Annotated in this window: 15 protein-coding genes, 1 rRNA gene and 1 pseudogene; 14 read left to right on the top strand and 3 right to left on the bottom strand. The window is 73.7% G+C overall.

What is annotated here, in order from left to right:
• From rrf to ACZ68P_RS18100, 3 genes and pseudogenes are all read left to right on the top strand, one after another.
• Positions 1 to 91: ribosomal RNA gene (gene rrf, locus ACZ68P_RS18090) — 5S ribosomal RNA — on the top strand; the annotation flags it as partial.
• A gap of 137 nt (positions 92 to 228) precedes the next feature.
• Positions 229 to 1,140: pseudogene (locus ACZ68P_RS18095) on the top strand (hypothetical protein); the annotation flags it as partial.
• Between the two features lie 600 nt (positions 1,141 to 1,740).
• A complete protein-coding gene (locus ACZ68P_RS18100) occupies positions 1,741 to 2,547 on the top strand; it encodes a tetratricopeptide repeat protein (RefSeq protein ID WP_471007715.1) in 807 nt (268 codons plus the stop codon).
• Between the two features lie 54 nt (positions 2,548 to 2,601).
• On the opposite strand, the gene ACZ68P_RS18105 is transcribed toward ACZ68P_RS18100, so the two are convergent.
• Complete coding sequence (locus ACZ68P_RS18105; protein ID WP_471007179.1) at positions 2,602 to 3,888, bottom strand: DUF1015 domain-containing protein; 1,287 nt, start codon at positions 3,886 to 3,888, stop codon at positions 2,602 to 2,604.
• Positions 3,889 to 3,972: 84 nt separating this feature from the next.
• Between ACZ68P_RS18105 and ACZ68P_RS18110 the strand changes: the two genes are divergently transcribed.
• The 4 genes from ACZ68P_RS18110 (at position 3,973) to ACZ68P_RS18125 (ending at position 8,346) form a co-directional block, all read left to right on the top strand.
• On the top strand, positions 3,973 to 5,037 hold the full coding sequence (locus ACZ68P_RS18110) for an HAD-IIA family hydrolase (RefSeq protein WP_471007717.1): 1,065 nt from the start codon (positions 3,973 to 3,975) through the stop codon (positions 5,035 to 5,037).
• Between the two features lie 266 nt (positions 5,038 to 5,303).
• Complete coding sequence (locus tag ACZ68P_RS18115; RefSeq protein ID WP_471007718.1) at positions 5,304 to 6,356, top strand: FecCD family ABC transporter permease; 1,053 nt, start codon at positions 5,304 to 5,306, stop codon at positions 6,354 to 6,356.
• On the top strand, positions 6,353 to 7,387 hold the full coding sequence (locus tag ACZ68P_RS18120; RefSeq protein ID WP_471007182.1) for a FecCD family ABC transporter permease: 1,035 nt from the start codon (positions 6,353 to 6,355) through the stop codon (positions 7,385 to 7,387). The genes ACZ68P_RS18115 and ACZ68P_RS18120 overlap by 4 nt, the downstream gene beginning before the upstream one ends.
• Before the next feature lie 41 nt (positions 7,388 to 7,428).
• On the top strand, positions 7,429 to 8,346 hold the full coding sequence (locus ACZ68P_RS18125) for an ABC transporter ATP-binding protein (protein ID WP_471007720.1): 918 nt from the start codon (positions 7,429 to 7,431) through the stop codon (positions 8,344 to 8,346).
• Here the strand turns inward: ACZ68P_RS18125 and ACZ68P_RS18130 are convergent.
• Complete coding sequence (locus ACZ68P_RS18130; RefSeq protein ID WP_471007184.1) at positions 8,335 to 8,682, bottom strand: SCP2 sterol-binding domain-containing protein; 348 nt, start codon at positions 8,680 to 8,682, stop codon at positions 8,335 to 8,337. The genes ACZ68P_RS18125 and ACZ68P_RS18130 overlap by 12 nt on opposite strands.
• Positions 8,683 to 8,724: 42 nt before the next feature.
• Between ACZ68P_RS18130 and ACZ68P_RS18135 the strand changes: the two genes are divergently transcribed.
• The 5 genes from ACZ68P_RS18135 (at position 8,725) to ACZ68P_RS18155 (ending at position 14,492) form a co-directional block, all read left to right on the top strand.
• A complete protein-coding gene (locus ACZ68P_RS18135) occupies positions 8,725 to 9,450 on the top strand; it encodes a hypothetical protein (protein ID WP_471007186.1) in 726 nt (241 codons plus the stop codon).
• Between the two features lie 7 nt (positions 9,451 to 9,457).
• The gene (locus ACZ68P_RS18140) at positions 9,458 to 10,273 is read left to right on the top strand and encodes a TlyA family RNA methyltransferase (RefSeq protein ID WP_471007187.1); all 816 of its coding nucleotides are present in this window, start codon (positions 9,458 to 9,460) and stop codon (positions 10,271 to 10,273) included.
• Entirely contained in the window at positions 10,270 to 11,172 is a 903-nt protein-coding gene (locus ACZ68P_RS18145) for an NAD kinase (RefSeq protein ID WP_365721089.1), read from the top strand. Before ACZ68P_RS18140 ends, ACZ68P_RS18145 begins: the two co-directional genes overlap by 4 nt.
• A gap of 156 nt (positions 11,173 to 11,328) precedes the next feature.
• Positions 11,329 to 13,056, top strand: a complete 1,728-nt coding sequence (gene recN, locus ACZ68P_RS18150) for a DNA repair protein RecN (RefSeq protein ID WP_471007722.1) — start codon at positions 11,329 to 11,331, stop codon at positions 13,054 to 13,056.
• Between the two features lie 344 nt (positions 13,057 to 13,400).
• A complete protein-coding gene (locus ACZ68P_RS18155) occupies positions 13,401 to 14,492 on the top strand; it encodes a glycosyltransferase family 4 protein (RefSeq protein WP_471007189.1) in 1,092 nt (363 codons plus the stop codon).
• A 65-nt stretch (positions 14,493 to 14,557) separates the two neighbouring features.
• Here the strand turns inward: ACZ68P_RS18155 and ACZ68P_RS18160 are convergent, their stop codons facing one another.
• The gene (locus ACZ68P_RS18160) at positions 14,558 to 16,207 is read right to left on the bottom strand and encodes a PucR family transcriptional regulator (protein ID WP_471007191.1); all 1,650 of its coding nucleotides are present in this window, start codon (positions 16,205 to 16,207) and stop codon (positions 14,558 to 14,560) included.
• A 161-nt stretch (positions 16,208 to 16,368) separates the two neighbouring features.
• On the opposite strand from ACZ68P_RS18160, the gene ACZ68P_RS18165 reads away from it, so the two are divergent.
• The gene (locus ACZ68P_RS18165) at positions 16,369 to 17,895 is read left to right on the top strand and encodes an APC family permease (protein ID WP_471007192.1); all 1,527 of its coding nucleotides are present in this window, start codon (positions 16,369 to 16,371) and stop codon (positions 17,893 to 17,895) included.
• Between the two features lie 31 nt (positions 17,896 to 17,926).
• Positions 17,927 to 19,612 carry a flavin monoamine oxidase family protein gene (locus tag ACZ68P_RS18170; RefSeq protein ID WP_471007194.1) on the top strand — a complete coding sequence of 562 codons (1,686 nt, stop codon included), beginning with the start codon at positions 17,927 to 17,929 and terminating at the stop codon, positions 19,610 to 19,612.
• The last annotated feature ends 2 nt before the right edge of the window (positions 19,613 to 19,614 follow it).

Here is a 19,614-nt window from a genome sequence, read left to right on the forward strand (position 1 = left end):
GCCCGGTTACATTCCGAACCCGGAAGCTAAGCCTTTCAGCGCCGATGGTACTGCAGGGGGGACCCTGTGGGAGAGTAGGACGCCGCCGAACAATCTTTCAGGACCCTTGGTCCCAGCGTTCACGCTGGGACCAAGGGTCCTTTTTGTTTGTCCAGTATCTTTCCGAAGCGCGTCCGGGTGCCGGCTGCGCGAGAATGACTGCAGTACCCGAAGACAGGAGTCACGTCGATGTCCACCAACTCTCCCGACGACCGTCCGGAGCGCGAGCCGCGTAGCAGGGACGGCGGCGAGCGGGGCGGCTTCCGTGGCCCGCGTCGAGAAGACAACCGTGGTGGGGACACCCGAGGTGGCGGCGGTTTCCGCCGTGACGACAACCGTGGCGGTGACAGCCGTGGTGGGGACACTCGCGGTGGCGGTGGCTTCCGGCGTGACGACAACCGTGGCGGCGACAACCGTGGCGGTGGCGGTGGCTTCCGCCGTGACGACAACCGTGGCGGGGACCGTCCGGCGTTCCGTCGCGATGACCGTGGCGGTGACAACCGTGGCGGTGGCGGTGGCTTCCGCCGTGACGACAACCGTGGCGGAGACCGTCCGGCGTTCCGTCGTGATGACCGCGGCGGTGACAACCGTGGCGGTGGCGGCGGTTTCCGTCGCGATGACAACCGCGGTGGCGGCGGTGGCTTCCGCCGTGACGACCGTGGCGGTGACAACCGTGGCGGTGGCGGCGGTTTCCGTCGTGACGACCGGCGTGATGACAACCGTGGTGGCGAGCGTCCCCCCTTCCGGCGTGATGACCGTGGTGGCGACAACCGTGGTGGCGAGCGTCCCCCGTTCCGCCGTGATGACCGTGGTGGCGACAACCGTGGCGGTGGCGGTGGCTTCCGCCGGGACGACCGTGGTGGGGAGCGTCCGCCGTTCCGTCGCGACGACCGTGGCGGGGACAACCGAGGCGGCGGCGGTTTCGGGCGCGACGAGCGCCGTGACGACCGTCCTTCCTTCCGTCGGGACGACCGTGGTGGCGAGCGCCCGCCGTTCCGTCGTGACGACCGTGGTGGGGACAACCGTGGCAGCGGCGGTTTCCGTCGCGATGACAGCCGTGGTGGCGACAACCGTGGCGGTGGCTTCCGCCGGGACGACCGTGGTGGGGAGCGTCCGCCGTTCCGTCGTGACGATCGGCGTGATGACAACCGTGGTGGCGAGCGGCCGCCGTTCCGCCGCGATGACCGTCGGGACGACCGTGGTGGCGAGCGTCCGCCGTTCCGTCGTGACGATCGGCGTGATGACAACCGTGGTGGCGAGCGTCCGCCGTTCCGTCGTGACGATCGGCGTGATGACAACCGTGGTGGCGAGCGTCCCCCGTTCCGTCGCGATGACCGTCGGGACGAGCGCCGTGACGACCGTCCCTCCTTCCGTCGTGACGACCGCGGTGGGGAACGCCCGCCGTTCCGTCGTGACGACCGGCGTGATGACAACCGTGGTGGCGAGCGGCCGCCGTTCCGCCGTGACGACAACCGCGGTGGCGGTGGCTTCCGGCGCGACGATCGCGGGGGCGACAACCGGGGCGGTGGCGGTTTCCGTCGGGACGACCGTCGGGACGACAACCGTGGTGGGTATCGCGGCCGTGACGACCGTGGTGGCTACGGCCGTCGGGAGGACCGTGACCGGGACCGTCCGGACCGGGCGCCGATCAAGCGGCTGCCGATTCCCGCGGAGGTCACCGGTGACGAGATCGACCAGGACGTGCGGCAGGAGCTGATGAGCCTGCCCAAGGGTCTGGCCGAGGACGTCGCCCGCAACCTCGTCATGGTCGCCAACCTGATCGACGAGGACCCGGAGCAGGCGTACGAGTACTCCCGTATCGCCCTGCGCCTCGCGTCCCGCGTCGCCGCCGTGCGTGAGGCCGCCGGCTTCGCCGCGTACGCGACGCAGAAGTACTCCGAGGCGCTGGCCGAGTTCCGGGCCGCCCGCCGGATGAACGGTGGCGTCGAGCTGTGGCCCGTCATGGCCGACTGCGAGCGCGGAATGGGGCGTCCCGAGCGGGCGCTGGCGATGGCCGGCGAGCCGGAGACGCAGAAGCTGGACAAGGCCGGACAGGTCGAGATGCGGCTCGTCGCCGCGGGTGCCCGCCGGGACATGGGGCAGCTCGACGCGGCCATCGTGACCCTGCAGAGCTCCGAGCTGGCCTCCACCGCCGTGCACCCCTGGACCGCGCGGCTGCGGTACGCCTACGCGGACGCCCTGCTGGCAGCCGGCCGCGAGGACCAGGCCCGTGAGTGGTTCGCCAAGGCGCTCGAAGCCGACAAGGACGGGGCGACGGACGCCTCCGACCGTCTCGCCGAGCTGGACGGAGTCGAGTTCGTGGACGTCATCGACGAGACCGTCGCCGGTGCCGATGCCGATGCCGATGCCGGTGTCGAAGCCGTCGTCGATGTCGCCCCCGAGGCGGAGACCCTCGTCGAGGCGGACGACGTCGACGACGAGCTTGACGACGACCTTGACGACGACGAGGACGACGAGGACGAAGGCGATGAGGGCCTCAAGGCCTGACCTCGCGTGACGAAGGGCGGCACCCCCACGGGGGCGCCGCCCTTCGTCGTACGCTCAGTCCAGTGCCAGGCTTCTGAGGACCAGGCCCGTCGCCGGCTTCGGGCCGAAGGACGTCGACTTGCGGGGCATGGTGACGCCCTGCCGTGCCAGGTCCCGTACGACCTCCTCGCGTACCGGATGCATCAGCACCGCCGTGCCGTTCCGGCGCTCGGCCTGCTCGACGGCGGCCTCGGTGTCGTGGATGTAGGCGATGTCCTCGGCGGCGTCCGGGATGCGCCAGACGTGGTCGAGGAGGGTGGCGTGCAGGACCGTGGCGTCCAGGGTGCGCCAGGCGTCGGGGCGGTCCGTGCGGACCGTGCGGGCGAGCAGGTCCGGGGCCGGCCGGTCGACGAGGTGGAACGCCCCGTCGCCGGCCAGGAGGAAGGCGTTGCCTTCGGAGGCGGCGGCCGCCAGGGCCTCCAGGGCGGTGGGCAGCGGCCCTTCCACGCGGCGGACGCGGAAGTCGTCGCCGAGAGCCGCGAGCGCGTCCGCGACCGGGAGGCGGTTCAGCAGGCGGTGAATGGCGCGCACCCGCAGGGGATAGCGGGCGGTGTCGATGAGGAGCACCAGGCCGTAGTTCCACGGGCCGGGGGAGGCGTGTTCGTCCCGCAGTCTGAGGTAGGTCGCCCAGCGGTGATGGCCGTCGGCGATGAGGGCCTGGTGCTCGGCGAGGCCGGCGCTGACCGCGGCCACGTCGGCCGGGTCGGTGACGGACCACAGGCGGTGGCAGAAGCCGTCCTCCGTGGTCGTGGACAGCAGCGGCTCGCCCTGGGCGGTGCGCTCGATGACGTCGGCGGCGCCGTCGCCGTTCCCCCGGTACGTGAGCAGGAGCGGCTCCAGGTTGGCGGCCGTCGTCCGCATCAGCGCCGCACGGTCCTCCACGATGTGCGGCATCACGTCCTCGTGCGGGAGCACGACGCCCTCGGCCGGGGCGGACAGCTCCAGCGCCCCGATCACGCCGCGCTGCAGGATGCCGTCGCCGTGCTGTTCGTACACGTACAGCGCGGGTTCCGGGTCGGGGGCGAGGACGCCGTCGGCGATCCAGCGGTCCAGGGTGACCGCGGCCTTGCGGTGGCGGGTGCCGGCGGTGATGGCCTGCGGGAGGATCAACCGGACGATGTTGTGGGGGTCGGCGGACTCGAGGTGGAGCAGCCCGTCGGGCCGGACGACGACGTCGTACGGCGGTGAGGTCACGGCGGCCAGGCTGCCGACCCGTTCGGGGACGTAGCGGAGTCCCCGGAAGGGGAACAGGCGCAGACCGTCGGCGCGGACGTCATCGGCCGCGGGACCTGAGGTGTTCATTACGCAATCGTAAGTGGGTGGTGGCTATGAGCGATGATCGGGGGCAGCGGGGAGTACGCGACACGACGTGAGGAGTACGAGGTCATGGGTGACGGCGAGGGTGGCGGCGGTCGGGGCCGACAGGGCAGGAACCGGCCCGGCGGCAGCGAGCGTCCGCTGAGCGAGGTGTACGACACGGCGCTGCTGGATCTGGACGGCGTGGTGTACGCGGGCGGGGAGGCGATCCCGTACGCGGTGGAGGCGCTGGGCGAGGCGCGGGACGGTGGCATGCACCTCGCGTACGTCACCAACAACGCGCTGCGGACGCCGGACGCCGTGGCGGAGCACCTGACCGAGCTGGGGGTGCCGGCCGAGGCGGGGGACGTGATCACCTCCGCGCAGGCCGTGGCCCGGCTGATCGCCGACGAAGTGCCCGAGGGCGCCCGGGTGTTGGTCATCGGGGGCGAAGGGCTGCGGGTGGCGCTGCGCGAGCGGGGCCTGGTGCCGGTGGAGTCGGCGGACGAGGAGGGCCTTGCGGCGGTGGCGCAGGGGTACGGAGGGCCGGACATGCCCTGGGGGCGGTTCGCGGAGGCGAGTTACGCCGTGGCCCGGGGCGTGCCGTGGTACGCGTCGAACACGGACCTGACCATTCCCGGCGCGCGGGGGATCGGGCCCGGGAACGGGGCGGCGGTGGAGGTCGTACGGATCGCCACGGGCGGGGAGCCGAAGGTGGCGGGGAAGCCGCTGCCTCCGATGCACCGGGAGACCGTGCTGCGGACCGGGGCGAAGCGGCCGCTGGTCGTGGGGGACCGCCTGGACACCGACATCGAGGGGGCCTTCAACGGCGGTGTGGACTCGCTGCTGGTGCTCACCGGTGTGACGGACGTGGCGCAGCTCCTCGCGGCGGTGCCGGAACACCGGCCGACGTATGTGGACGCGGATCTGCGGGGACTGCTCGCGGGGCAGCCGGAGGTCGTGGACGCGGAGGACGGCGGGTTCGCCTGCGGCGGATGGACGGCTTCGGTGAACGGGGGAGCGCTGGTGCTCGACGGGGAGGGGGACGACATCCTGGACGGGGTGCGGGCGCTGTGCGCGGCGGCCTGGTCGGAGGCGGGCGCCGGAGCGTGCGGCCTGGACGCGGGCAAGGCGCTGGAACGGCTCGGGCGCTGAGGGACCGAGGGCGACCGGCCGGGGGGCGTGGGACGTCGGGCCGGGGGGTGCGTGGGCCGGCTGGGGCGCGGGGCGTCGGCGGTGCGTGGCCGGGTGGTGCGCGGGACGTCGGGCCCGGTGGTGCGTGGCCGGCCGGGGCGCGGGGGGTCGATGGTGCGCGGGCGTTCGGCGTGCGTCGGGGCTGCGGGCGGGCGTAGGGCGGGCAGGCCGGTTCGGCGTACCGGGCGACTGGTCGAGATGGCAGGGTAGGCTAACCTAACTCCGTGTTGGTCGAGAGTCGTTCCCCCGCGAGCGCGGAGCCGACGAGTCCCGCCCAGCCGCCGACGCGCCGGAACTCCGCGCGCGCCGTCGGGCTGGTGGCGGCCGTCGGAGTCCTGCTGCTGGTCTGTGTCCTGAGCATCATGATCGGCGCCAAACCGGTGCCGCTCGGCGATGTCTGGCACGGGCTGTTCCAGAACAGCGGCATCGGAAACGACGTCATCATCCATGACGTCCGGGTGCCACGGACCCTCCTCGGTCTGCTCGTCGGCGTCGCGCTCGGCCTGTCCGGGGCCGTCATGCAGGGCCTCACCCGCAACCCGCTCGCCGAGCCCGGTCTCCTCGGTGTCAACGCCGGCGCCGCGGCCGCCGTCGTCTCCGCGATTGCGTTCCTCGGGATCACCGACGTCTCCGACTACGTCTGGTTCGCGTTCCTCGGCGCCGCGGTCGTCTCCGTCGTCGTGTACGTCCTCGGCGGGAGCCGCAGCGCCACCCCCGTGCGCCTGGCGCTCGCCGGGACCGCCGCCACCGCCGCGCTCTACGGCTACGTCAACGCCGTCCAGTTGCTGAACTCCGCCGCCCTCGACCGGCTCCGCTTCTGGACCGTCGGATCGCTCGCCTCCGCCGACATGGAGACCGTGCGCCGGGTCGCCCCCTTCATCCTCGTCGGCGTCGTCCTCGCCCTGCTCATCGCCCGGCCCCTCAACGCGATGGAGATGGGCGACGACACGGCCCGCGCCCTCGGCGCCCACCTCAACCGCACCCGGATCATCGCGATGGTGTCCGTCACGCTGCTGTGCGGCGCGGCGACCGCGGCCTGCGGCCCCATCGTGTTCATCGGGCTGATGGTCCCGTACCTCGTGCGCGCCCTCACCGGCCCCGACATGCGCTGGATCCTCCCGTACGCCGCCGTGCTCTCACCGGTCCTCCTCCTCGGCTCGGACGTGGTCGGACGGCTCGTCGCCCGTCCCTCCGAGCTCCAGGTCGGCATCGTCACCGCGCTCGTCGGCGGCCCCGTCTTCATTCGACTCGTACGCCGCAAGAGGATGGCCCAGCTGTGACCACCAAGTCGATACGGATCGGCGGCGGGCTCTCCGTACGCTACGAACCCCGCGTCGCCGTCTCCGTGCTCGGGCTGCTCGTCCTCACCCTCGCCGCCGCCGTCGTCGTCCTCGGCACCGGCGAGTTCCCCATCGCGCCCGGCGACATCGTCACCACCCTGCTCGGAGACGGCACCGCCGTGCAGGAGTTCGCCGTCATGCAGCTGCGGCTGCCGCGGATCCTCGTCGCCGTCTTCGTCGGCGCCGCCCTCGGCATCGGCGGCGCGGTCTTCCAGTCCGTCTCCCGCAACCCGCTGGGCAGCCCCGACGTCATCGGCTTCGGCCAGGGCGCCACCGTCGGCGCGCTCACCGTCATCGTGCTCTTCCAGGGCGACGCGCTCGCCGCCGCCGGAGGAGCCGTCGTCGGCGGTCTGGTCACCGGTGCCGCGATCTACCTCCTCGCGTGGAAGCGCGGGGTGCACGGCTACCGTCTCGTCCTCGTCGGCATCGGCGCCGCCGCCATGCTCACCGCCGTCATCCACTACCTCATCACCAAGGCCGACCTGGTCGACGCCACCCGCGCGGTGGTCTGGATGACCGGATCGCTCGACGGCCGCGACTGGACGCAGTTCTGGCCGCTGTTCGGCGTCTGCTGCCTGCTGCTGCCGCTGATCCTCGCCCACGGACGGCCGCTGCGCATGCTGGAGATGGGCGACGACGCGGCGTTCGCGCTGGGCGTGCGGGTCGAGCGGACCCGCATCGTGCTGATGGGCTCCGCCGTGACGCTCGTCGCCGTCGCCACGGCCGCCGCCGGACCCATCGTCTTCGTCTCCCTCAGCGCCCCCCAGCTGGCCCGCCGGCTGACGCGCTCCCCCGGCCCCAACCTCGGCGCCTCCGCCCTCATGGGCTCGGCGCTGCTCCTGGTCGCCGACTGGACCGCGACCAACGCCTTCGGCGAGCGCCAGCTGCCGGTCGGTGTCGTCACCGGGATCCTCGGCGGCTGCTACCTGCTCTGGCTGCTCGTCACCGAACGCAAGGCGGGCCGGGTATGAGCGCCGACACGAACCTCGACAAGAACAACAGGAGTACGGGCATGGACGGTCAGAGTCAGACGCAGCGGCTCAGCGCCGAGTCGGTCACCCTCGCCTACGATCAGCGGATCATCGCCCGTGACCTGTCCGTCGCGATCCCCGACAACTCCTTCACCGTCATCGTCGGGCCCAACGCCTGCGGCAAGTCGACCCTGCTGCGCGCCCTGTCGCGGATGCTCAAGCCCAGCGAGGGCCGGGTCCTGCTCGACGGGCAGACCATCCACACGATGCCCGCCAAGAAGGTCGCCAGGACCCTCGGCCTGCTGCCCCAGTCCTCCATCGCGCCCGACGGCATCACGGTCGCCGACCTGGTGGCCCGCGGCCGGTACCCTCATCAGGGGCTGCTGCGCCAGTGGTCGCCGGAGGACGAGCGGATCGTCCAGGAGTCGATGGCCGCGACCGGTGTCGGGGAGCTGGGGGAGCGGTACGTCGACGAGCTGTCCGGCGGTCAGCGCCAGCGGGTGTGGATCGCGATGGCGCTCGCTCAGCAGACGCCGCTGCTGCTGCTCGACGAGCCGACGACCTTCCTCGACATCCAGCACCAGATCGACATCCTCGACCTGTGCGCCGAGCTGCACGAGACCCAGGGCCGGACGCTCGTCGCCGTGCTGCACGACCTGAACCACGCCGCCCGGTACGCCACCCACCTCATCGCCGTGCGAGACGGCGAGGTCGTCGCGGAGGGACCGCCGTCCGAGGTCGTGACCGCCGAGCTCGTCGAGCGGGTCTTCGGGCTGCGCTGCCAGGTCATCGACGACCCGGAGACGGGGACACCGCTGGTGGTCCCGGCGGGGCGCAAGGCCCGGGGCCGGGCGCCTGGGCAGGTCTTTGGCGGACAGGCGAACGGCGGGGCGGACGCCGGGGGCCGAGAGGCAGGCGGCCGGGCGTCCGGGAGCCGGGCGTCCGTCCTACAGAAGTGACCGCAGCCGCAGCAGGTCGCGGAAGCCGGCCTCCAGCCTGACCCGGCCCGAGGCCCAGGCCTTGGCGAAGTTCAGCTCGCCAGCCACCATCGCCACGAGGTCGTCGCCGGTCATCGCCAGGCGGATCTGCGCCTTGCCGGGCGGGGGGCCCGCCACCGTGTCCTCCACCTCGATCCGGCCGCCCTCCAGGCGGCCGGTGAAGGTCGTGTCGAGGTCCGTGATGTGGCAGCTCAGGGTGCGGTCGAGCGCGGCGGCGCCGCGGACCTCCCCGTCCGCCCGTGCGAGGTTGTCCGAAAGTCTGTCGAGCGCGCTGCGGCACTCCATGATCGTGGCCATCGTGATCGACGTTACCCCAGGGCTTCGCGATAGCGTCGGGGGATGAACGACGCGATGCCGCAGCCGCAGCCGCAGCCGGCGCCCCCGCCGCGGCCGGCGCCGCCCGCGCCCCGGTCGCTCAGCCGGCCCCGGCCGGCGACGGCCGAGGACCGGCGAGGCGGGGCGGAGACGGGCCCGGCCGGTGGCGGCCCCGGCTCCACCGGCCCCACCGGCCCGGACGGCACCGGCCTCGGCCGGGGCGCCGGGTCTGACGACACCGGCACCGAGGCCGCCGATGCGGGTGCCGCCGGTCGCGAGGCTGCCGACCGGGGCGCCCTTGCCCACGGGGCCGCCGGCACGGGCGCTGACGGCGTGGGGCCTGGCAGGACCGTGCCCGAGGGCACTGGGCCTGACGGCACGGGCACTGGGCCTGACGGCACCGGCGTCGTCGGCCGCAGTTCCGCCCGCCCCGGCCCGGACGGCACCGGCCTCGGCTCCGCCGGCCCCGACGCCACGGGTACCGCCGGCCCCGACGCCGTCGGTCGCCTCGCGGACGCCGACTTCGCGCCCGCTGGGCCCGCGCCCCTCGGTGTCGAGCGCGCCGACACCGGTCACCCCGGCGTGGACGCTCTTCTCGGCCGTCTCGCCGACGCCGACCACCTCCCGGCGGACGGACACCTGGAGGTGTACGAGGATGTACACCGGGGGTTGCGCGACGAGCTGACCTCGCTCGACGCCGTACGCCCCGGACCGAACCCCTCGTCCGACCCGAACGACCACAGGAGCTGAACCGAACGTGGCAGGAGTGGCACGCCGCCGACTCGACGCCGAGCTGGTACGCCGTAAGCTCGCGCGCTCGCGCGAGCACGCCGGCCAGCTGATCGCCGCGGGGCGGGTGACCGTCGGCAAGACCGTCGCGACCAAGTCCGCCACGCAGGTCGAGACGGCCGCGGCCATCGTCGTGGCCCAGGACGACGACGATCCCGACTACGTCTCCCGCGGCGGCCACAAGCTGGCCGGAGCCTTCGCCGCCTTCGTCCCCCAGGGGCTGAAGGTCGAGGGACGGCGGGCCCTCGACGCCGGAGCGTCCACCGGCGGCTTCACCGACGTCCTGCTGCGGGCCGGCGCCGCGCACGTCGTCGCGGTCGACGTCGGCTACGGCCAGCTCGCCTGGTCGCTGCAGAGCGACGAGCGGGTCACCGTCAAGGACCGTACCAACGTCCGGGAGCTGACCCTCGACGCGATCGACGGACAGCCGGTCGACCTCGTCGTCGGAGACCTCTCGTTCATCCCGCTCGGCCTCGTCCTGCCCGCGCTGGCTGCCTGCACCGCCCCCGACGCGGACCTCGTGCTCATGGTCAAGCCGCAGTTCGAGGTGGGCAAGGAGCGGCTCGGCACCGGCGGTGTGGTCCGCAGTCCCGAACTGCGGGCCGACGCCGTACGGAACGTGGCGCGGCGGGCCGCCGAGCTCGGGCTCGGCGTCCTCGGCGTCACGGCCAGCCCCCTGCCGGGCCCCTCGGGCAACGTCGAGTACTTTCTGTGGCTGCGGGCCGGGGCGCCCGCGCTCGATCCGGCGGATGTCGACCGCGCCGTGGCGGAGGGACCTCGTTGAACACAGGTACGCGTACCGTCTTCCTGCTCGCGCACACCGGCCGTCCGGCCGCCGTGCGCAGTGCCGAACTCGTCGTCCTGGGACTGCTGCGCAGCGGGATCGGCGTGCGCGTACTCCAGGCGGAGGCGGCCGACCTGACGCTGCCGCCGTCGGTCGAGATGGTGCCGGAGGCGCGTCCCGACGCGCTCGACGGCTGTGAGCTGCTCGTCGTCCTCGGCGGCGACGGGACACTGCTGCGCGGAGCCGAGTTCTCCCGCGCCTCCGGCGTGCCCATGCTCGGCGTGAACCTGGGCCGGGTCGGCTTCCTCGCCGAGGCCGAGCGCGACGACCTGGACAAGGTCGTGGACCGGGTGGTCACGCGGGCGTACGAGGTCGAGGAGCGGATGACCCTCGACGTCGTCGTGTACGAGAACGGCGACGTGCTGCACCGGGACTGGGCGCTGAACGAGGCGGCCGTCCAGAAGGTGTCCCCGGAACGCATGATGGAGGTCGTGGTCGCCATCGACGGGCGCCCGGTGACCGGCTTCGGCTGCGACGGAGTGATCTGCGCGACTCCCACGGGCTCCACGGCGTACGCCTTCTCGGCGGGCGGACCGGTGATCTGGCCGGAGGTCGAGGCGCTCCTGATGGTGCCGATCGGGGCGCACGCGCTGTTCGCGAAGCCCCTGGTGACCACGCCGGAGTCGGTGCTCGCGGTGGAGGTCGAGCCGCACACCCCGAACGGCGTGCTGTGGTGCGACGGGCGCCGGACCGTCGAACTCCCGGCCGGTGCGCGGGTGGAGGTGCGGCGCGGTGCCGTGCCCGTGCGCCTTGCCCGGCTGCACCACGCGTCGTTCACCGACCGTCTCGTGGCGAAGTTCGCCCTCCCCGTCTCGGGCTGGCGCGGCGCGCCGCACTGAGGTCCGGCGCCCGGCGCGCCGGCCGGGCGCCCGCCCCGGGCGGCCCACTCCCACGGGTGACAGACGCCGCGGCGACCTGCGGGTTCGGGCTGTTGCGGCAGGGGTCGTCGCACAGCGGGGGCCGGACCTCGTAAGGTCTTCCCCGTGTTGGAGGAGATGCGGATACGGTCGCTCGGGGTCATCGACGACGCGGTGGTCGAGCTGTCACCCGGTTTCACCGCGGTGACCGGCGAGACCGGCGCGGGCAAGACGATGGTCGTGACCAGCCTGGGGCTGCTGCTCGGCGGGCGCGCCGACCCGGCCCTCGTGCGGATCGGCGCGGCGTCGGCCGTCGTCGAGGGGCGGATCAGTGTGCCTCCGGGCGCCACCGCCGCCGTACGGGCCGAGGAGGCGGGCGCCGAGCTGGACGACGGCGTGCTGCTCGTCAGCCGGACGATCTCGGCCGAGGGGCGCTCACGGGCCCACCTGGGCGGGCGCTCGGTGCCCGTCGGACTGCTCGCCGAGCTCGCCGACGAACTCGTCGCGGTGCACGGCCAGACCGACCAGCAGGGCCTGCTCAAGCCCGCCCGGCAGCGCGGGGCCCTCGACCGGTACGCGGGTGACGCCGTCGCCGTGCCCCTGGCCGCGTACGGGGAGGCGTACCGGCGCCTGCGGGCCGTCGTCACCGAGCTGGACGAGATCACCACGCGGGCCCGGGAGCGGGCCCAGGAGGCCGATCTGCTGCGCTTCGGGCTCGGTGAGATCGAGGCCGTCGAGCCGCTGCCCGGCGAGGACGTCGAACTCGCCGCCGAGGCGGAACGGCTCGGCCACGCCGAGGCCCTCGCCTCCGCCGCCGCGCTGGCGCACGGAGCGCTGGTCGGGGACCCGGAGGACCCGGAGGCCGTCGACGCGACCACCCTGGTCGCCGGGGCCGGGCGCGCGCTCGACGGCGTACGGTCGCACGACCCGGCGCTCGCGGCGCTGGCCGACCGGATCGGGGAGATCTCCATCCTGCTCGCCGACGTCGCCGGGGAGCTCGCCGGGTACGCCGACGACCTGGACGCCGATCCGCGGCGGCTCGCCGTCGTGGAGGAGCGGCGCGCGGCGCTGACCCAGCTCACCCGGAAGTACGGCGAGGACGTCTCCGCCGTTCTCGCCTGGGCGCAGGAGAACGCGGCGCGGCTCACCGAGCTGGAGAGCGACGACGACCGGATCGGCGAGCTGGAGGCCGAACGGGACGCGCTGCGGGCCGAGCTGTCGGTCCTCGCGCAGGCGCTCACCGACGCCCGTACGGAGGCGGCCGCCCGGTTCGCCGACGCCGTCACCGCCGAACTGTCCTCCCTCGCCATGCCTCACGCCCGTGTGTCCTTCGACATCCGTCAGACGGAGTCCGCCGACGAGGCTTCGGGTGTCGAGGTCGGCGGCCGGAGCGTGGCGTACGGGCCCTCCGGCGCCGACGAGGTCGAGCTGCTGCTCGCCCCGCACCCGGGAGCCCCGCCGCGGCCGATCGCCAAGGGCGCGTCAGGCGGTGAGCTGTCGCGGGTGATGCTCGCCGTCGAGGTGGTCTTCGCCGGTACGGACCCGGTGCCGACCTACCTCTTCGACGAGGTCGACGCGGGCGTCGGCGGCAAGGCGGCCGTGGAGATCGGCCGGCGGCTCGCCAAGCTCGCCAAGTCGGCGCAGGTGGTGGTCGTCACGCACCTCCCCCAGGTCGCGGCCTTCGCGGACCGTCAGCTCCTGGTCGAGAAGACCAGCGACGGGTCCGTGACCCGGTCCGGCGTCACCGTCCTGGAGGGCGAGGACCGCGTCCGTGAACTGTCGCGGATGCTGGCCGGCCAGGAGGACTCCGAGACGGCCCGCGCCCACGCGGAGGAACTCCTGGCCACGGCCCGCGCGGACGGCTGAGACGGCGCCTCGGGCCCGCCGGGCCCCTCGGCCCGGCGGGCGGATCCGGTCATCGGCGCGGCCTTCAATCACCCGGCGATCTCCGGGCCGACCGGTTCGTCCGGCGGGCTCTCCGCCCCCTTGGCCGGGCCACCGGCCGTCGCGGAAGGGCAGCGGCCCGTTCACCTCACGGCAGCCTTCGTGGCGTCCGCTGTCAGCCCGGTGCGCTGTCAGCCCGGCGCGGGGGCGTGCTCACCCGTGTGGGTGATCCGGCTCGGCGTGTTGCGGCGCCGGACACCGGAACGACACGACAACGAAGCGTCTTCGGTGCCGGAACGTGCGTACGGACTGGCATCCTTGGGCGCGTGACACAGCTCCGTACGGTCCAAGTGCTGGGCGGCGGCAGCGCGGGCAGCAGCGCTCACGTCAGATCACTTGCCTCGGGGCTGGTGGCGAGGGGCGTGCGGGTGACCGTCTGCGCCCCGGCCGAACTCGATCGCGTCTACGACTTCATCGGCGCCGGCGCGCGCTTCGTCCCCGTGCCGCGCCGTAACGACCCCGCCACGGTCGCGGTCCTCCGGAACGCCTGCGTCGGCGCGGACGTCGTGCACGCCCACGGACTGCACGCCTCGGTCCGGGCGGTGCTGGCCCTGACGGGTGGCGCCGGCCGGGCGGCGCCGTCGCTCGTGACGACCTGGCACACCCGCAACCACGTGGAGGGCGCGCGGGGCGGGCTGCTGCGGCTCCTGGAGCGAAGGACCGCGCGGACGGCGGACGTCGTGCTCGGGACGTCCTCGGAGCTGGTCGACCGGGCGCGGCGGCGAGGCGCGCGGGACGCGCGGCTGGCACCGGTGACCGTGCCCGCCTCGCGGGCGCCGGTCTGCCTGCACGACGGGAAGGCGCGGGCGGAGCTGGGCGCGGTGGACCGGCCCCTGCTGATGGCGGTGGGCGCGCTGGAGCCCGAGCGGGGGTACGGGATGCTGCTCGACGCGGCCCGCCGCTGGCGCGATCTGGACCCGCAGCCGTTGCTCGTGATCGCGGGGGAGGGACGCGAACGGGCGGCGCTGCAACGGCGGATCGAGGCCGAGCGCCTCGCGGTCCGGCTGATCGGCCGCCGGGACGACGTGGCGGAGCTGCTGGCCGCCGCCGACGTCGCCGTCCTGCCGTCGCGGTGGGAGGCCCGCTCCCCGCTGGCGCAGGAGGCCCTGCGGCTCGGGGTGCCGCTGGTGGCGACGGCGGTCGGCGGTGTCCCGGAACTGGTCGGGGGCGCGGCCGAGTTGGTGCCGTGGGGGGACGCGGCGGCGCTCGCGGACGCGGTGCGGGGGCTGCTGGAGGACACCGACCGCCGGATGGACCTCGCGGCGGCGGGCCGGGTGCAGGCGCGGACATGGCCGACGGAGGACGAGACGATCGCGCACGTTCTGAGCGTGTACGACGAACTGGCGGGGCGACGCTAGCCGCCACTCCGGCACCCCACCAGGCATGAGCACGGGACGGGGCGGCCCCTGCCGCGGCCCGCCGCCTACGCCGTGTGCCGCCGTGCCCGGAGGGCCAGCGACAGGGCCAGGACCGTCTGAGGGTCGTCCAGGTCCGTGCCGAGGAGTTCGGAGATGCGGGCCAGGCGGTTGTAGAGCGTCTGACGGTTCAGATGCAGCTCCCGTGCCGTCTCCGCCTTGCGGCCCGCGTGGGCCAGGTACGTCTCCAGCGTCGGCAGCAGGGGCGGCCGGGACGTGCGGTCGTGGTCGCGCAGCGGACCGATCGCGCGGTCCACGAAGGCCGCCAGATCCGGGTGGTCCCGCAGGCGCCACAACAGCAGGTCGATGTCCAGGCGCCGGGCGTCGTACCACGGGCGGTCGCCGAGGCCCTGCGCCGCCGTCGCCGTCTCCGCCGCGTGGCGCAGGCTCGCCGAGGCCGCCGCCCAGCTGCCCGCGATGCCGACCACGATCACCGGCGCGGGCGTCCCGGCCCGTCCCCACGCTCCGCCCGGTGCCGCTCCCGCGAGTCCCGCCCGCTCCACGCCCGCCCGCAGCGCCGCCGCGACCCGGTCCGCCACCGCCGTACGCTCCGACTCCGACCGCAGGCCCAGCAGCAGCGGCACCCGGCCCTCGACGGGACGCACGCCCAGCAGCACCGGAACGCCCACCGACGCCAGCTCCTCCAGCACCGCCCGGGCGAGCAGCGCCCAGTTCCCGGACGGGGAGAGCTCGGGAGCCAGGCGCATCACCACCGGCAGCAGCGGCCCGTCCCCCGGCTTGAAGCCGAGCACCCGCGCCTGTGCCGGCGCGTCCTCCGGCGTGATCCGGCCCTCCGCCAGGTCCGTCAGGAAGTCGCCCCGGCCCCGTGCGGCCAGCTCCTCCTCCTGGCGCGCCTGCATGAGGACGACCGCCAGCAGGCCCGCCGCCCGCTCCGCCGCCATCCGGTGGACGAGGGACAGGGGGCCGGAGACGGCGAGCAGGGCGAGCCGCGCGCGGACCGCGCCGGTGCCCGGGCCGCCGCCCGGCACGTCCACCAGGACCGCCCCGGCCGGCGGGCCCGACTCCCGGGCCGCCCGCTGGCCGCGCAGCCCGTCCCAGACCTGGAGCGGGTCCGCGGGCGCCGACTCGGCCCCCGCCGCGTACAGCAGCTGGCCGTCCGCCGTCTCCAGGAAGACCGGGTTGGCCGTGAAGTCGGCCAGGATCCCCAGCACCTGCGGCACACCGCCTCCGCCGAGCAGCGCCTCCGTGCACCGCCGGTGCACCTCCTCCGCCTGCCGCAGGAGGGCGTAGTGCCCGTTGACGATCTCGGTGTGGATCTCCTCCGTGACCGCCACGAACGGCACCTCGCGGTGCAGCTGCACCAGGGGCAGGCCCGCCGCCCGGGCCGCCTCCACGATCGTGGCAGGCAGCCGCGAGAAGCGCGGGCCCAGCTCCACGACGAGCGCGGCGATGCCCCGGTCCGCGAGGCGGCGCACGAAGGCGCGTTGCTCCGCCGGACGCGTACCGAGTCCGAGGCCCGTGGTGAGCAGCAGCTCACCGCCCTTGAGCAGCGACGCGATGTTCGGCACCTCGCCGGCGTGCACCCAGCGCACCGTGCGGTGCAGCCGGTCCCCGCCGGCGACGACCTCCGGGAGCCCGCCGCGCAGCCCGGGCAGTTCCAGCGCCCGCTGCACGGTGATCCCGCCCTGACTGTCCATGGGCCCGGACGCTACCCGCGTCCCCGTTCGCGGGACATCACCCGGCGGACACCGGGCCCGACAGTTCGTCCGGGAGGGCGACAACTCGTCGCCCCCGGGAGCCATTTGCACGACCCCCTGTCGATTGTGGCGTACGTCACCCCGGAGGATGCTCTCCCGCCATGGCAGAGAACTCCCCTCCAGGTCCCCCCGCTGTCCACCGGCTCAAGGCGAACTCGGTCGGGCTCGTCGGCGTCGTCTTCATGGCCGTCGCCACCGCCGCCCCGATCACCGCGATGACCGGCAACCTCCCCATCGCCGTCGGCTTCGGCAACGGCACCGGAGCCCCCGCCGGCTACCTCTTCGCGACGCTCGTCCTGACCGTCTTCTCGGTCGGCTACGTCGCCATGGCCAAGCGGATCACCGCCGCGGGCGCCTTCTACGGTTACATCTCCCACGGCCTCGGCCGGATCGCCGGCATGGCCTCCGGCATGCTCGCCGTCCTCGCCTACATCGTCTTCGAGGCGTCGATCGTCGGCGTCTTCGCCTACTTCACCAAGACCACCGTCGCCGATCAGCTCGGCGTGGACCTGCCGTGGATCGTCTACGCGGCGGCGATGCTCGCCGTCACCGCCGTCCTCGCGCACTTCGACATCAACCTCACCGCCAAGGCGCTCGGCGTGATGCTCGTCGCCGAGATCGCGGTCCTGTTCGCCGTCGCCACCGCCGTGCTGATCTCCGGCGGCGGCCCCGACGGCATACCCGTCGAGCCCGTCAACCCCAAGAACGCCTTCACCGGCGCCTCCGCGGGACTCGGACTCTTCTTCGCCTTCTGGTCCTGGGTCGGCTTCGAGTCCACCGCCATGTACGGGGAGGAGTCCCGCGACCCCAAGAAGGTCATCCCGCGCGCCACCCTCGTCTCCGTCATCGGCGTCGGCCTCTTCTACATCTACGTCTCCTGGATGGCGATCGCCGGCAACGGCCTTGCCGGCTCGGTGACGCTGTCGTCCTCCGCCACGCCCCTGGAGCTCTTCTTCGCCCCCACCCGGACCTTCATCGGGGCCTGGGCCGTCGACGCCTTCCAGTGGCTGCTGCTCACCGGCTCCTTCGCCTGCGGCATGGCGTTCCACCAGTGCGCCTCGCGCTATCTCTACGCCATCGGCCGGGAGGGCTTCCTCCACCCCGCCCTCGGCCGTACGCACGCCCGGCACGGGTCGCCGTACATCGCCTCGTACGTCCAGAGCGCCATCGCCGTCGTCCTCGTCGGCGCCTTCTGGCTCACCGGCCAGGACCCGTACATCCACCTCTACACACTGCTCGCGATCCTCGGCACGATGGCGATCCTCATCGTCCAGACCCTCTGCTCCTTCGCCGTCATCGGCTACTTCCGCAAGAACCACCCCGAGGACCGGCACTGGTTCAGGACCTTCACCGCGCCGCTGCTCGGCGGCGTCGGGATGATCGCCGTCGTCGTGCTGCTGATCATGAACATGGAGACGGCCGCGGGACTGGCCGCCGACTCCCTCTTCTTCGCGGCGATCCCGTGGATCGTCGGAGCGGTCTTCCTCGGCGGCCTCGGCCTCGGTCTCCACCTCAAGGCCAGGCGGCCCGAGCGCTACGAGGTCATCGGCCGGATCGTCCTGGAGGACGCCACCGAACGCTCCGAGGAGCCCGAGCGGCCTGCCCCCGCCGCCGCGTCCACGAGCTGATCCCTTCCACCCACCAGCCCAGGAGAGCCCCATGGCACGCACCCACCTGATGCACCTCCTGAAGAACCTGGCCGCCGAGCACGCCGACGCCCGACGGCTGGGGATCCCCGTGGCCGAGCTGCGCGGCGCACGACGCGAGATGGGCGACCCCTCGGCCGGCGGCCGGGGAGGCTCCGACGCCGTCGGCAGGAGATCCCTCCTGAAGTACGCCGCCGCGGTCGGCCTCGCGGCCGGTTCCGGCGTCCCCACGGCCGCCCACGCCGCCACCCGGACCGCCGCCCCCGCCCCCACGCTCGCGAGCGGCGCCCGGATCGCCGTCGTCGGCGCCGGGATCTCCGGCCTCACCGCCGCCCTGACCCTCCAGGACGCCGGCCTGGCCCCCACGCTCTACGAGGCGGACCCTTCCAGGGTCGGCGGCCGCATATGGACCCAGCGCGGCCACTGGGCGTACGGACAGACCTCGGAGATCGGCGGGGAGCTGATCGACACCAGCCACAAGAAGATGCTGGCGCTCTGCCGCCGCTTCGGCCTTCCCGTCGAGGACTTTCTGGGCGGCGGGCCCACCGGCGCCGAGGAGGTCCTCTGGTTCGACGGCGCCTACTACCCCCGTCACCAGGCGGACGAGGACTTCAAGGCCGTCTACCAGTCCCTGCGCCGAGACCTCTCCGAGGCGGGGGAGGTCACGTGGAACCGGACCACCCCCACCGGCACGGCGCTCGACAACATGTCGATATACCAATGGATCGAGTCCCGGGTCCCCGGCGGGCACTCCTCGCCGCTCGGCCGGTTCATCGACGTCGCCTACAACGTCGAGTACGGCGCCGACACCACCGAACAGTCCTCGCTCGCCCTGGTGCTGCTCATGGGCTACCAGACCAATCCCGGCCACTTCAACATCTGGGGGCTGTCCAACGAGCGCTACCACATCACCGGCGGAAACGACCGGCTGCCGAACGCCGTCGCCGCCGCCCTCGCCCCCGGCACCCTGCGCCACGGCTGGGCCCTCACCGCCGTACGGGCCAACGCGGACGGCACCCAGACGCTGACCTTCACCGAGGCCGGCGCCGTCCGGACCGTCACCGCCGACCACACGGTCCTCTGCCTCCCGCTGCCGATCCTCAAGGGACTCGACCTCACCCGGGCCGGCTTCGACCCCCTGATGACGAACCTGCTGCGCGACGCGCGGATGGGGCACTGCACCAAGCTCAACATGCAGTTCGCCACCCGGCCCTGGCGCGGCCAGGGAGCCTGGCCGGGCGTCTCGGCCGGCGACTGCTTCACCGACACGGCCGTGCAGCAGACCTGGGACACCACCAAGATCCAGGGCGGTACGGGCGGCATCCTCATCCAGTACGGCGGCGGCGGCCTCGCCCGGGCGCTCACCCCGGCGGGGCCGTTCTCCACCGAGTCCGACCCGTACGTACGCGACCTGGTGACCCGTCACCTCGCGGGCGTCGACGCCTTCTTCCCCGGCACCTCCGCGGCGTACACGGGCCGCGCCCAGCTCTCCGCATGGCATCGCGACCCCCACACGCTGGGCGCGTACTCCTGCTGGCCGGTCGGTTATCTGCACCGCTACGCCGGCTACGAGGGCACCGCCCAGGGGAACGTCCACATCGGCGGCGAGCACTGCAGCTACGACTTCCAGGGCTTCATGGAAGGCGGCGCCACCGAGGGGGAGCGGGCCGCCCGGGAGGTGATCGACGCCCTGAGGTGAGC

This window comes from Streptomyces sp. NPDC036822, from assembly GCF_055609145.1.

Coding starts and splice junctions, on each gene's coding strand:
- ACZ68P_RS18135 (WP_471007186.1), top strand. CDS start 8,725: ATGAACGACGCGATGCCGCAGCCGCAGCCGCAGCCGGCGCCCCCGCCG.
- ACZ68P_RS18165 (WP_471007192.1), top strand. CDS start 16,369: ATGGCAGAGAACTCCCCTCCAGGTCCCCCCGCTGTCCACCGGCTCAAG.
- ACZ68P_RS18170 (WP_471007194.1), top strand. CDS start 17,927: ATGGCACGCACCCACCTGATGCACCTCCTGAAGAACCTGGCCGCCGAG.
- ACZ68P_RS18130 (WP_471007184.1), bottom strand. CDS start 8,682: ATGGCCACGATCATGGAGTGCCGCAGCGCGCTCGACAGACTTTCGGAC.
- ACZ68P_RS18125 (WP_471007720.1), top strand. CDS start 7,429: ATGGACGGTCAGAGTCAGACGCAGCGGCTCAGCGCCGAGTCGGTCACC.
- ACZ68P_RS18110 (WP_471007717.1), top strand. CDS start 3,973: ATGGGTGACGGCGAGGGTGGCGGCGGTCGGGGCCGACAGGGCAGGAAC.
- ACZ68P_RS18160 (WP_471007191.1), bottom strand. CDS start 16,207: ATGGACAGTCAGGGCGGGATCACCGTGCAGCGGGCGCTGGAACTGCCC.
- recN (WP_471007722.1), top strand. CDS start 11,329: ATGCGGATACGGTCGCTCGGGGTCATCGACGACGCGGTGGTCGAGCTG.
- ACZ68P_RS18105 (WP_471007179.1), bottom strand. CDS start 3,888: ATGAACACCTCAGGTCCCGCGGCCGATGACGTCCGCGCCGACGGTCTG.